This is a genomic window from Pseudoalteromonas sp. SCSIO 43210 (assembly GCF_054133285.1).
On the sequence record NZ_CP087225.1, the window covers coordinates 4,839,224 to 4,851,770 of the forward strand.

Below are 12,547 nucleotides of genomic sequence, written 5' to 3' on the forward strand. Positions count from 1 at the left end.
ATCACTCAACCCGCCGTGTCAATCGTGATATAAAACCTGCACTTTTTATTTGTGTTCAGAGTAATGATGAAAATTAAACCTCTTTTTTTAAGCCTCGCTATGGCGGGTATGTGTTCGCAAGCAATGGCTAATGCGATTGACCAAAACTCGTATGCTAACCTTGATGATGTTGTTACTACTCACTTAAACCTTGATTTAGATGTCGACTTTGCCGGCAAGCAGTTAGAAGGTTTTGTAGAGCATACTCTTCAGTGGAACAACAGCAAAAGTAGAACTCTGGTACTTGATACCCGCGACTTAGACATTGATAAAGTAATGTACAAAGATCAAAGCGGTAACTGGAAAAAAGCGACTTTTGATTTAGCTAAGCGAGATGACGTTAAAGGCTCAAAGCTTACTATTGTGTTTAAAAACCAAGCTGAAGTAGTTCGTATTTACTACAACAGTCGCCCAGAAGCTTCAGGCCTGCAATGGTTAACACCAGAGCAAACGGCAAGTAAAACGCATCCATTTATGTACAGCCAATCGCAAGCAATTCATGCACGTAGTTGGATCCCAGTGCAAGATACACCCGCAATGCGTGTAACTTACTCTGCACGAATTCATACACCAAAAGATATACGTGCTGTAATGAGTGCCGATAACAAAGATGCGCTTTATAAAGATGGCGACTACATTTTTGATATGCCACAAGCAATTTCACCTTACCTAATTGCTATTGGCGCAGGTAACTTAGAATTTAAAGCAATGTCGCGCCAAACAGGTATATTTGCTGAGCCGACAATTTTAGATGCCTCAATTGCTGAATTTGACGACACCCAAGCCATGATCGATAAAACAAACGCGATGTACGGCGAATATGCATGGGGTCGCTACGACTTATTAATGCTACCACCAAGTTTTCCGTTTGGTGGCATGGAAAACCCACGCTTATCATTTATTACTCCAACTGTTGTTGCTGGTGATAAAAGCTTAGTTAACCTTATTGCTCACGAGCTTGCTCATTCTTGGTCAGGTAACTTAGTAACTAATGCAACGTGGGAAGATTTATGGTTAAACGAAGGTTTTACCTCGTACGTTGAAAACCGCATTATGGAAGAAGTATTTGGCCGTGACCGTGCGGTTATGGAACAAGCACTTGATTCAGCGTCTTTACGCGCACAACTTAAAACAATTGATGCACCAGATACACGCCTTAATTTAAAACTTAACGGCCGCGACCCAGACGATGCATTCAGCTCAGTGCCTTACACTAAAGGTCAATTATTTTTAATTTACCTAGAAAACAAATATGGTCGCGATAAGTTTGACCCGTTTGTAAAAGCGTACTTTAAAGAGTTTTCGTTTAAATCACTTACTACCGCGCAATTTGTTACTTACTTAAAAGCTAACTTAATTGAAAAGTATCCTGGTGTTGTAAGCATGGATAAAGTAAACGAATGGATTTTTGAACCTGGATTACCAAGTGATGCGCCAAACCCTACTTCTGATGCATTTGATAAAGTAGATACAGCAACAGCAGCATGGCTAAAAGGCGACACAACTGCAACTCAACTGCCAACGGCTGATTGGTCTGTGCATGAGTGGCTACACTTTTTAAATAACTTACCACGCGATTTAAGCATAGAGAAAATGAGCGAGCTTGATAGTGAATTTAACCTAACGCAATCAACTAACGCTGAACGTGCGTTTGCTTGGTTTATGCTAGCAGTAGGTAATGGTTATCAACCAATTTATCCTGCGCTTAATAAGCACTTATCAGGTATTGGCCGTCGTAAGTTAATTGTGCCGTTATATAAATCACTTATCACTAACGGTAAAAAAGAGTGGGCACAAAGCGTGTACTTAAAAGCACGCCCTGGGTATCACCCTCTTGCACAAGGTACTATTGACGCATTATTTGAATAAATAGCGTTAACTAGACACTAAAAAGGGCCAAATTTGGCCCTTTTGTTTTTCTGTTATTTTGTCACTTTTTCTAAAAAAGCTTTACGCTCTGACGTTGTGGCTTGTTGCCACCAAAAATCAAGCATATTCGCTGCGCTTGGCATCCCCTGACTATTAACAGGCCCTAGTGGCTTATTTGATTTTTGAGAAACAACAGCCGAACTTACCATTGGTTTCATCGGCTTTACTTTTTCCATTTGATTATTGGAAACAACAGTTAAGGGTTCAGGCAGTGAGCTGCCTTTGGCTTGTAAACTCACCTCAGGTACTTCTGCAAATAGTTTCGCCGACACGGCGTTATCTGCCCGATTAAACACCAAAGTGTAATTTTTCCCAGCTTCAACGGTAACATCTACCCAAAACGGTTCTGACTCAATCACTTCATGATCGTCAAAGCCTTGTTCATATAAGTCGGTATATTTTAATTTTAGCTGATAAGTACCCGGCGCAAGCTCTAAATCATCAACCCGACTAAATAGAGAGCTTTCTATAACACGCTCTCCAACTTGTAATGGCACAAACTCTTCAGGGAAGTGAATATTTTCTGCCATACTCGATACACTAAATAACAGCACTGCCGCACTGCCCATTAATACTGATTTACGCATATTTACTCCTTTAGTTATTTTCAGTTTGACACTGCTATGAAATTTTGTCATTAGTGAGCCTAAATTTCATAATATTTAATTAGGGACATACCATGAGTCAAAATACAATTTTTACAAAAATAATTAATCGTGAAATTCCAGCAGACATTATTTATGAAGATGATGATACCCTTGCATTTAAAGATATAAATCCTCAAGCCCCATTCCATGTATTGATTATCCCAAAAAAAGCAATTGCCACTATCAATGATATAAATGATGAAAATTCATACTTAATTGGCAATTTATATACCGTAGCAGCAAAGTTAGCTAAACAACATAATTTTGCAGACAACGGCTATCGAGTAGTAATGAACTGTAACGAGCATGGTGGGCAAACTGTATACCATATACACTTGCATATGCTTGCAGGGAAAGAGATGGGCTGGCCTCCGTATCAAGATGTTAAAAAGAGTTTTATTTAAATAATGACTTTTATTGTACTCTTTTAATATACGTTAAGTGCTAAATGTTAATATTTCTCATGTTTAACAAACGAAAAACAATTACTTATTTGCAACATTTTATGTTTAAATAATCGTAAAATCGTACTTGTTTTCAAGTAAAATAGCGACTTTCTAATACAAAAGGTGTGGAAGTCGTGATAAACTTAATCAGTCAGCTTTATAAAAGAGTATAAAAATATGAGCAGTTCTGCCTTTTTGTTATTAGATCAAGAGCCAATTAATACTATTGGCATTAACGTTTTAGAACCTTTGTTAAAAACGCAAGGCCTTGACGTAACCACAGGTACAAACATTTTAGATATACCTGAAGGGACTCGATTACTGTTTATTGAAACATCAAGTAAAGATGCATGGGGAAAGCTAAAAGAACAATTAGTAAACCTACGCGTTAAATGCGATATCATATTATTTAACCTAGACGAAAATCCAGAACTAGCTAACCGTGCATTATTAAGCGGTATTCGTGGTGTGTTTTATACGACTGATAACGCCGATGTATTAATGAAAGGTATTCGTTTATTAATGGAAGATCAGCTTTGGTATCGCCGTGATATAATGTGTAACGCATTAAACCGTATGCTGCAGTTTAATAAAGATGCACTTCATAAGCTAACCGAAGGTGATATAGAACCAGTTAAATTAACTAAACGAGAAAAAGCAATTATCTCGTTAATGAGTAATGGTTCTAAAAATAAAGAAATTGCTGAAGAATTAAGTATTAGTCCGCACACTGTAAAAACTCATCTATACAGTGCATTTAGAAAAACTAAATGTCGTAATCGCATTGAGCTATTGTCTTGGGCGCAGCAAAATATACCAGACGAAATTCGTTAAATACGCATTTCGTTTAAATATAAAAACAGACACTTAGGTGTCTGTTTTTATATTTACTACCCACTTGTTAAAACATCACTTCGCTGGAAACTAAATGCTCGACTCTTTCACTCTTTACTTTGCCAGCATAGCCATAGTGGTTGTAATGACCTTGCTTAATTTTTTAACATGGCGAACAAACAAGCAAACTCCAGGTACGCTGCTTTATATTTTTTACCCTATTTTATTACTGGGTTCTGTTATTAGTTTTACCCTTGTTGGTAATACACATAATTTAGTTATTATTAGCATTGCCAGTAGCATGATGTTTGCAGCTTCTATTGTGCATTGCCTATCACTCAGCCAATTTTTAAATTATCACGGTATTGGCTTCAAATTAATCTGCTCATTTACTGCTTTTAGCGCTGTAATGCTCGGTTATTACACCTTTTATGATCCCTCTTTACACGAACGAGTTATTGCATCTGATATACAACATATAGCTGAAGCTATATTTTTATTATTTATATTTATCAAACATGCCCGTGCGCCCTATCCTAATGGCAGTATTGTATACATTATTATATTGACTCTCGTTGCTTTTAGTTTTATTGGCCGCTCGTTATTTATGGACGATATTGAACAAAGTAATCTATTAATTAATGGCTGGTTTAGCTCACTATTATTTTTAAATGGCGTCATTGCACCCATGTTCTATGCTGCAGGCATGGCCTTATTGTGTAATGAACGCAGAGAGCAGCATCTCAATAAACTAGCCGATAAAGCGCAAAAAGACTTAGAAATACGCGGACTATTTCTCTCAACTATTAGCCACGAAATACGCACCCCACTGAATGGTATTTTAGGCAGCGCTCAGCTTGTCATGAACCAAACAAGTGATACCCGTAATAAAGCTTATTGCGAGGCAATTATAAACTCCGCCGAATCACTCAATTTACTCGTAGATAAAGTACTTGATTACGCAAGCCTAGATCAAAGTGATGAAGCACTTTATGAAGAAGATATAGAATTTAAAACATGGCTCAATAATTTATGTCTATTACTGAGCCCACTTGCCGAGCAAAAACATCTTAAATTTGAGCTTGTGTGCAATATTCCAGAGCAAGCTTGTTATTACTGCGACCAACAAAAACTTAGGCAAATTATTATTAACTTAGTGGGTAATGCCATTAAATTTACCGACCACGGTGTTGTGAAAATTCAAGTTGATTTAATTTTAGAGAAACAACTTGAACACACCATAAAAATAAGTGTGAAGGACTCTGGCCCAGGCATAGAAAACGACGAGATAGCTTACTTAACAGAACCTTATGTACAAAGTAGCGCAGGTAAAGAAAAAGGTGGAACCGGCCTAGGTTTAGCCATTACCAGCCGTTTGCTTGAAAAGCTTAGTAGCCGGCTCGAAATTGCAAGCCAACTCGGTACAGGGAGTGTATTTAGCTTTATCGTTACTTTTACTTTGGGCGAACTAAGTTTAGTAGAACAGCGACACCAGACTAAAGATTACCTAACAGGCCTTGATGTATTATTGGTTGAAGATTTAGATTTGAACCAAAAAATTGCTATCGAATTTATGGCCGACGATGAGCACAAAATTAAGCTCGCAAAAGATGGGAAAAGCGCTATTGAGCTTATGCAAAAACATCACTTTGATGTAGTGTTACTTGATATGAACTTACCTGACTTAACAGGCCAAGAAGTACTTAAACGCCTAAAGCACATAGATCATAAGAATCAACGAACTCCCGTGCTCGCTTTTACTGCAAGCCTTAGCCCCGACGAAGTAAAAGAATATTTAGAATTAGGAATAAAAGATATTGTTGGCAAGCCTATTAAACACCAAAAGCTTCGCCAAGCACTTAGCGACTCTCAATCAAATCAAACGGCTAATATTACTGTAGAACTTATTGACACTTTGTACGACGAAACCGCAGCAGAGACACTAACCACTTCGTTTAGTGAAGATGAAGTATCGTCTATTTATAACGAATTTGTACTTTCAGCACGAAATAAACTCATTCGTTGCCAAGAGCTTACTACTCAGCATCCAGAGCAATGTATTAAGCTTTTACATCGCCAGGCAAGTACAGCCTTACAGTTAGGTTTTAATCGTTATGGTATAGCGCTAAAAAAAATAGAGCGCCGCTTACTCGATAAAAAACCACACAACGACATGCTTGATGAAGCGCTAGATCTGTGGCAACAAAGCTTAGAGCAATATTTAAAGTTTGTGCGCGGGCAACTTCTATAAGCTAAGAAAAACAAGGTCTCACAAAAATTGTAGAACATAAATTTATATCCCCTTAGAGCATTCTGCGCTTATCATTAAATCGCTCTAAACTAATGTAAAAGGGTCTGCATCTAAATAGGCAGGAAACGCTGCTTTAAACTCATCCAGTGGCGCTTTTTCAAGTGTTATAGTAACTAGTTGCTCAGCGTTATCTTGCGCTTTAGTTAATGCATCGCCTTTGAAGTCGTATACTGCAGTACCGCCATTGTGCGCCACACCATTACCGTCGTCACCCACTCGATTAACGCCTACTACGTAGCACAGGTTTTCCATTGCACGCGCCATAAGTAACGTATCCCAAATATGGCGGCGCACAGCCGGCCAATTTGCTACGTTTATCATTACATCGTAGTCGTTATTATTACGTTGAAATACCGGAAAGCGCAGGTCGTAACATACTTGTGGTAATAGTTTAAAACCGTTGATTTCAAAAACTTTACGCGCTTGCCCTGCTACAACGTAATCGCCCTCGCTGCCTAAGCGAAATAAATGGCGTTTATCGTAATAACTCACCTCACCATCGGGTTTTACCCAATAAAACCGATTCGCTTTTTTATCGCCTTGTGCAACAAGTGCCGAACCTGCAATAACCGCATTATGTTTATGAGCCTGCGCCTTTAACCACGTCAGTACTTTACCGTTTTCGGGCTCTGCACAATCTAAATTGATAGCAAAGCCAGTCGAGAATGTTTCGGGCAGTAAAATAAGATCGGGCTGATGCATAATTGCTTCAAGCTGCTTATTAAACATGGCTAAATTAGCATCTTTATCAAGCCAATAAAGCGAGCTTTGCAATGCTGTAATGGTTAAAGTTGACATAATATTTGCGAAGCCTCTATGAGAGTGTTGTCGTTTTTAGCAAAGCATAAACGAATTACTTTGTCGGTTGGTGCCTTTTGATAAAACACACTTAACGGAATAGCCGCAACACCTGCTTGCTCAACTAACCAATGGCAAAAATCAATATCGTTTAAATCCGATACATCACTGTAATCTAACAATAAAAAGTAAGTACCTTGGCTAGGTAAAATTTTAAAACGGCTGTTACTTAAATGGCTCGCTAATAAGTCGCGTTTTTGCTGATAAAACCCGCTTAGCTCATCTATATGCTCACCTTGCTGCTCGAGCATATCGGCAAGCGCATGCTGTGCGGGGGTAAAACTTGAAAACGTAACGTACTGATGAATTTTTCTAAATTCGACAGCTAAATCGGCAGGTGCAATACAGTAACCCATTTTCCAGCCCGTGCTATGAAATGTTTTACCAAAACTCGATATAACAAAGCTTTTGGTAAATAATTCATCATCGCGTAATACACTTAAATGCGGTTGTTCATCAAACGTAATGTGTTCATATACCTCATCGCTTATTACATATAAATTGTGAGTGCTAACCAACTCTTTAAGCTTTTTTATATCATGTGGCTGTAATATTTTACCGCTAGGGTTATGAGGTGTATTTATAATAATTGCACGGGTATTTTTAGTAATTGCTTGGCTTACTACTTGCCAATCAATAGTGTAATTTGGCGCACTTAAAGCAATGTGTACCGACTTTCCACCAGCGAGTTCAATTGCCGGTTGGTAAGAGTCATATGCAGGGTCAAATACAATCACTTCATCACTGGGGCGCACAATTGTTTGAATAGCTACAAACAATGCCTCTGTTGCACCCGAGGTAACAGTAACTTGATCAGCTGCGTTTATATCAACTGCATATTTGCGCTTTGCTAAATCAGCAATTTGTTGCTGTAATCTTGGTACACCACTTGAAGGTGAATATTGATTAACGCCCTGCTGCACATAATAATTTAACTGCGTTTTTAAAAGATCAGGAGCATCAAACTCAGGAAAGCCTTGAGAGAGATTAATTGCCGAAAACTCATTAGCCAATCCGCTCATTTGGCTAAATATACTAACGCCTAAATTTGGTAATTTACTTTCAAACACGAGATGCCCTTAATGATGGTTTTGCGCTTAAAGCGATGCTATCATTGCTTAAAACAGAAGTATAGCCGTCTAAAAACAATTAACTTTACGCTCATTAGTGAGGAATGTATGCAAAACAATACCGCTATTTCACAACTTATTGAAGCCGGAAAATGGGTTAGCCAAAAAGGCTGGGTACCCGCAACAGGCGGAAACTTTTCAGCTCGTACTAGCACTGGCTTTGTTGTTACAGCAAGTGGGCACGATAAAGGCTCACTGACGCAAGCGCATTTTTTGCAATTAGATCACCAAGGCGAGCGCCTAGCAGGAGCTGTAAAACCATCGGCAGAAACACAATTACACCTAAGTTTGTATCAGCTTATACCTGATGCACAGTGTGTTTTACATACTCACTCTGTAGCCGCTACCGTACTGTCGCAAATTACCCAAGAGCATCAGCTTGATTTAACAGGCTATGAAATGCAAAAAGCACTGAGCGGCTTTACTTCGCACTTAGAAACGCTGAGCATTCCTATTTTCGATAACGATCAAGATATTGACCGATTAAGCCTGCTGGTCAGTGACCATCATTTACATACGCCTATAGAGCACGGCGTACTGATACGTGGTCATGGTTTATATGCAGTAGGACGTAATATTGATGAAGTTCGTCGCCACTTAGAAGCCTTAGAGTTTTTATTTAGCTGCGAACTAGAGCGCCTAAAAATAATAGGCATTCAAGCGGGAGTAACTAAATGATTAAAGCCATTTTAACCGATATCGAAGGTACAATAACCCGTATCTCGTTTGTTAAAGAGGTGTTGTTTCCTTACGCAGCAAAACAGTTACCTACCTTTGTACGTGCCAATGCTAATAAGCCCGATGTAGCTGAGCAAATTAGTGCCGTAAAAGCCCTTATCGAAAAGCCAAACGCCGATATAGAAGAAGTCATTAGCGCCTTACTTATCTGGATTGATGAAGATAAAAAAATCACTCCACTTAAGCAGTTACAAGGCTTAATTTGGCAAACAGGGTATGAACACGGCGATTTTAAGGGTCATTTATACCCAGATGCATTTGATTTTTTACAAGCTCAACACAACAACGATATTACTTTGTATGTGTACTCATCTGGTTCGGTAAAAGCGCAGCTGTTGCTTTTTAAATACAGTGATTATGGCGACATTCGCAGCTTTTTTTCTGACTTTTTTGACACCAAAGTTGGCGCAAAGCAAGAACGAACTGCCTATAACACCATTGTTGAACTGTTACCGTTTCAGGCAGAAGAAATACTCTTTTTAAGTGATGTAACCGGTGAGCTTGACGCCGCGCAGGCTGTGGGTTTAAAAACACTACATTTAATTCGTGATGGGCAAGCAAGCACTAAAGCACACCCTTATATTAATGACTTTAGTCAATTTAAATTGGAGCAATTAGTATGAGCCAATTAACGGTGTATGCCGACAACAATGCAAACAAGGCACTTGTGAGCACATCAAATGCTGATGATATTACAAAGCAGCTAGCTAAAGTAAACGTACGTTTTGAACAGTGGCAAGCAAATGCAGATATTAATCAGCACACCACCCATGAGCAAATTATTAGTGCGTACAAAAGCGATATAGATCGGTTAAAAACTGAAAATGGCTATCAAACAGTAGATGTTATATCTCTAGCTAAAGGTAACCCTGGCGCATCAGAGCTGCGCAAAAAATTTTTATTTGAACATACTCATAGTGAAGACGAAGTACGTTTTTTTGTAAAAGGCCAAGGGCTATTTTGCCTGCATTTAGGCAATAAGGTTTATCAGGTACTTTGCCAACAAGGCGATTTAATTTCAGTGCCTGAACTTACCCCGCATTGGTTTGATATGGGAAGCGATCCTGAGTTTACTGCCATTCGCTTATTTAACAATACAGAGGGCTGGGTAGCAAAAAGCACTGACTCGTCTATTGCAGAGCAATTTCCACTATTATCGTAAGTTGGTCATTCAAAACCTTGGTCCACACTAATAAACATAGCGTGGACCAAAAATACCGCGAAGTTACTTAAGCTTTATGAGACCGCCATTTTCTACCTGACTTTGGTTATAAACCCCCGTGTCTAACACCCACCCTGTAACCAGTTTTGCCGGTGTTATATCAAATGCAGGGTTATATACATTGGCATTAGTGGGTGCCCACAAAGCCTCACCAAAGCTACCGCTAACTCCGCGCACTTCTTGAGGATTACGTTGCTCTATTTCTATATCATCACCACACGCGGTGTTGGTATCAAGCGTAGTAATAGGCGCAACTACATAAAATGGAATGTTATGAAAATACGCAAGTACGGCTAAATTATAGGTACCCACTTTATTAGCAAAATCACCATTGGCGGCAATACGATCAGCCCCTACCACTATTTTATCTACCTTACCTGCAGCCATTAAACTTGCCGCCATATTATCGCAAATTAATGTGTAAGGTATTTTCCAGCGCTCAAGCTCAAAGGCAGTTAAGCGACCGCCTTGTAATAATGGTCGTGTTTCATCAACCCACACATGTACGTTGCCATATTTTTGCTGCGCTTTGTAAATAACACCCAGTGCAGTACCAATACCAGCGGTTGCAAGAGCCCCTGTATTACAATGAGTTAATATGTTGTCGCCACTACTTATAAGCTCGGCGCCACGGCTTGCCATTCGTTCACACAGCTCAATATCTTCAATAAACAACCGCTCAGCAGTACTAACAATACCGGCAACATAATCGCTTTGCGTTAAAGCTTTTCGCAATGCCGCCATACAATGCATTAAATTAACCGCCGTTGGACGAGTGGCTTCTAGTTCATTGATTGCTTTTTCAAGCTCACTTTTCACTACCCCTTGCCCAGCTAAATACGCCACTAACAAGCTCGCGCCTAAACCAATAAGTGGAGCTCCACGCACTTTTAAGTTAATGATCAGCTCTTTCATGGTTTCTACATCATGGCACTGATGCCATACCTGCTGGTGAGGTAGTAAATATTGGTCGAGCACACTAAGCGACCCGTTTTCATATTTTAAACTGCTTGCGATTAAATTTTGCATAATGCTTAAGGTATTAAAAATGCGTAACGTTATTTTACACCACTTTGAATAACTCTCAAGTTAGACTTGTAGACATCTAAACATTTAAAGGTATAGAATGCTTAAAAGCTGATTTTTGAGATTAAAACCATGACTAACTATGTTGCTTTTAACGCACAGCGCGCTATCGATTACGTATCGACATTAATTGAATCTAAACAATGTAATTTTTTTGATTCCGGACAAACCTTATCGGCATATGAGTTTGGTGATGGCAATCTTAATTTAGTGTTTAGAATTACTGATGAGCAAAACAATAGTGTTATTTTAAAGCAAGCTCTGCCTTACGCGCGTTGCGTGGGTGAGTCGTGGCCATTAACACTTGATAGAGCCCGTATAGAAGCACAAGTTTTACTTAACCATGGTGCTATTTGCCCTACTTATACTGCTAATGTTTTACATTATAGTGAAATACAAGCCCTTACTATTTTAGAAGATTTAGGTAATTTACAAATATTGCGTACTGCACAAAATAATGCAGAGCAATTTCCTAAATTGGCACAGCATGTAGCTACCTACTTAAGCCACACCGGCTTTTATAATTCAGATTTTTACTTAACCGCGCAAACTAAAAAAGCGCTCGTTAGCCAATTTACTAATCCTGAGCTTTGCCAAATCACTGAAGACTTATTTTTTAGCGACCCGTACATTGGGCACGAACGCAATAACTACCCAGATCAACTACAAAGCGAAGTTGATGCAATACAAAAAAACAGCGCATTAAAGTTAGAAATAGCAAAATTAAAAGCTAATTTTTTATCTAACCCGCAAACATTACTTCATGGTGATATGCATAGCGGCAGTATTTTTGTTGATTGTAATAATACAAAGATGATCGATCCTGAGTTTGGTTTTTTTGGTCCTGTTGGGTTCGATATTGGCTCTTTTATTGGTAATTTACTTTTAAATTACTGCGCACAATACGGGCATATTGAAGATTTTGTGGCTCGTCGTAATTACCAAACACATTTACTTAGCTGTATCGTAGACACCTATAGTTTATTTGAGCAGCAATGGCTTGAATTAATACGCACTAAAACAACAGATGAATCACTAGCGCCAGTAGGCTATGCGCAATACTTTATGAAAAACGTATTGCAAGATGCTGTTGGTTACTGTGGTGCTGAGCTAATTAGGCGTACTATAGGGCTTGCGCACGTAAGCGATATAGATAGTATTAGTGATGAGAATGCGCGCCTTACAGTGCAAAAACAAACATTAGCACTAGGCGAGCAACTTATTTTAAATGCACAAACATGCAACAACAAAGAAGCATTCTTTAGTTTATTAATAAGCCAATTAAACTAACAAACATTAAAAAGGCG

Annotated in this window: 12 protein-coding genes; 8 read left to right on the forward strand and 4 right to left on the reverse strand. The window is 38.8% G+C overall.

The window, feature by feature from the left end:
- Nucleotides 1–66 precede the first annotated feature (66 nt).
- Nucleotides 67–1,908 carry a M1 family metallopeptidase gene (locus LOS73_RS20945; RefSeq protein WP_457934979.1) on the forward strand — a complete coding sequence of 614 codons (1,842 nt, stop codon included), beginning with the start codon at nucleotides 67–69 and terminating at the stop codon, nucleotides 1,906–1,908.
- A gap of 53 nt (nucleotides 1,909–1,961) precedes the next feature.
- Here the strand turns inward: LOS73_RS20945 and LOS73_RS20950 are convergent, their stop codons facing one another.
- Entirely contained in the window at nucleotides 1,962–2,555 is a 594-nt protein-coding gene (locus LOS73_RS20950; protein ID WP_033031161.1) for a DUF2057 domain-containing protein, read from the reverse strand.
- A 92-nt stretch (nucleotides 2,556–2,647) separates the two neighbouring features.
- On the opposite strand from LOS73_RS20950, the gene LOS73_RS20955 reads away from it, so the two are divergent.
- The 3 genes from LOS73_RS20955 to LOS73_RS20965 all read left to right on the forward strand — a co-directional run bounded on the left by LOS73_RS20955 (nucleotide 2,648) and on the right by LOS73_RS20965 (nucleotide 6,146).
- Nucleotides 2,648–3,019, forward strand: coding sequence for a histidine triad nucleotide-binding protein (locus tag LOS73_RS20955; RefSeq protein WP_007378045.1), 372 nt, complete (start codon nucleotides 2,648–2,650; stop codon nucleotides 3,017–3,019).
- 219 nt (nucleotides 3,020–3,238) lie between these two features.
- Nucleotides 3,239–3,895, forward strand: coding sequence for a helix-turn-helix transcriptional regulator (locus LOS73_RS20960; protein WP_007378044.1), 657 nt, complete (start codon nucleotides 3,239–3,241; stop codon nucleotides 3,893–3,895).
- A 94-nt stretch (nucleotides 3,896–3,989) separates the two neighbouring features.
- Nucleotides 3,990–6,146, forward strand: a complete 2,157-nt coding sequence (locus LOS73_RS20965; protein ID WP_457934259.1) for a response regulator — start codon at nucleotides 3,990–3,992, stop codon at nucleotides 6,144–6,146.
- 84 nt (nucleotides 6,147–6,230) lie between these two features.
- Here LOS73_RS20965 and LOS73_RS20970 read toward each other — a convergent pair whose 3' ends face one another.
- The gene (locus LOS73_RS20970) at nucleotides 6,231–7,004 is read right to left on the reverse strand and encodes an amidohydrolase (RefSeq protein ID WP_033031165.1); all 774 of its coding nucleotides are present in this window, start codon (nucleotides 7,002–7,004) and stop codon (nucleotides 6,231–6,233) included.
- Entirely contained in the window at nucleotides 6,992–8,134 is a 1,143-nt protein-coding gene (locus LOS73_RS20975; protein ID WP_033031167.1) for a methionine aminotransferase, read from the reverse strand. The genes LOS73_RS20970 and LOS73_RS20975 overlap by 13 nt, the downstream gene beginning before the upstream one ends.
- Nucleotides 8,135–8,242: 108 nt before the next feature.
- On the opposite strand from LOS73_RS20975, the gene LOS73_RS20980 reads away from it, so the two are divergent.
- Genes LOS73_RS20980 through LOS73_RS20990 form a run of 3 tightly spaced genes read left to right on the forward strand, consistent with a single transcriptional unit; the run spans nucleotide 8,243 to nucleotide 10,094 of the window.
- A complete protein-coding gene (locus LOS73_RS20980) occupies nucleotides 8,243–8,872 on the forward strand; it encodes a methylthioribulose 1-phosphate dehydratase (protein WP_008136552.1) in 630 nt (209 codons plus the stop codon).
- Nucleotides 8,869–9,555, forward strand: coding sequence for an acireductone synthase (mtnC, locus tag LOS73_RS20985; RefSeq protein ID WP_008136551.1), 687 nt, complete (start codon nucleotides 8,869–8,871; stop codon nucleotides 9,553–9,555). The genes LOS73_RS20980 and mtnC overlap by 4 nt, the downstream gene beginning before the upstream one ends.
- Nucleotides 9,552–10,094, forward strand: a complete 543-nt coding sequence (locus tag LOS73_RS20990) for a 1,2-dihydroxy-3-keto-5-methylthiopentene dioxygenase (RefSeq protein WP_008136549.1) — start codon at nucleotides 9,552–9,554, stop codon at nucleotides 10,092–10,094. Before mtnC ends, LOS73_RS20990 begins: the two co-directional genes overlap by 4 nt.
- Nucleotides 10,095–10,157: 63 nt before the next feature.
- Here LOS73_RS20990 and mtnA read toward each other — a convergent pair whose 3' ends face one another.
- Nucleotides 10,158–11,183: an S-methyl-5-thioribose-1-phosphate isomerase gene (mtnA, locus tag LOS73_RS20995; protein WP_096792215.1), complete on the reverse strand. Its 1,026-nt coding sequence runs from the start codon at nucleotides 11,181–11,183 to the stop codon at nucleotides 10,158–10,160.
- Between the two features lie 129 nt (nucleotides 11,184–11,312).
- On the opposite strand from mtnA, the gene mtnK reads away from it, so the two are divergent.
- Nucleotides 11,313–12,530 (forward strand): S-methyl-5-thioribose kinase, encoded by a 1,218-nt coding sequence (gene mtnK, locus LOS73_RS21000; protein ID WP_096792214.1) that lies wholly within the window; start codon nucleotides 11,313–11,315, stop codon nucleotides 12,528–12,530.
- The last annotated feature ends 17 nt before the right edge of the window (nucleotides 12,531–12,547 follow it).

What these genes read in the sequence shown, in the direction of transcription:
- LOS73_RS20945 (WP_457934979.1), top strand. Translation starts at nt 67, where the DNA reads ATGAAAATTAAACCTCTTTTTTTAAGCCTCGCTATGGCGGGTATGTGT.
- LOS73_RS20950 (WP_033031161.1), bottom strand. Translation starts at nt 2,555, where the DNA reads ATGCGTAAATCAGTATTAATGGGCAGTGCGGCAGTGCTGTTATTTAGT.
- LOS73_RS20955 (WP_007378045.1), top strand. Translation starts at nt 2,648, where the DNA reads ATGAGTCAAAATACAATTTTTACAAAAATAATTAATCGTGAAATTCCA.
- LOS73_RS20960 (WP_007378044.1), top strand. Translation starts at nt 3,239, where the DNA reads ATGAGCAGTTCTGCCTTTTTGTTATTAGATCAAGAGCCAATTAATACT.
- LOS73_RS20965 (WP_457934259.1), top strand. Translation starts at nt 3,990, where the DNA reads ATGCTCGACTCTTTCACTCTTTACTTTGCCAGCATAGCCATAGTGGTT.
- LOS73_RS20970 (WP_033031165.1), bottom strand. Translation starts at nt 7,004, where the DNA reads ATGTCAACTTTAACCATTACAGCATTGCAAAGCTCGCTTTATTGGCTT.
- LOS73_RS20980 (WP_008136552.1), top strand. Translation starts at nt 8,243, where the DNA reads ATGCAAAACAATACCGCTATTTCACAACTTATTGAAGCCGGAAAATGG.
- mtnC (WP_008136551.1), top strand. Translation starts at nt 8,869, where the DNA reads ATGATTAAAGCCATTTTAACCGATATCGAAGGTACAATAACCCGTATC.
- LOS73_RS20990 (WP_008136549.1), top strand. Translation starts at nt 9,552, where the DNA reads ATGAGCCAATTAACGGTGTATGCCGACAACAATGCAAACAAGGCACTT.
- mtnA (WP_096792215.1), bottom strand. Translation starts at nt 11,183, where the DNA reads ATGCAAAATTTAATCGCAAGCAGTTTAAAATATGAAAACGGGTCGCTT.
- mtnK (WP_096792214.1), top strand. Translation starts at nt 11,313, where the DNA reads ATGACTAACTATGTTGCTTTTAACGCACAGCGCGCTATCGATTACGTA.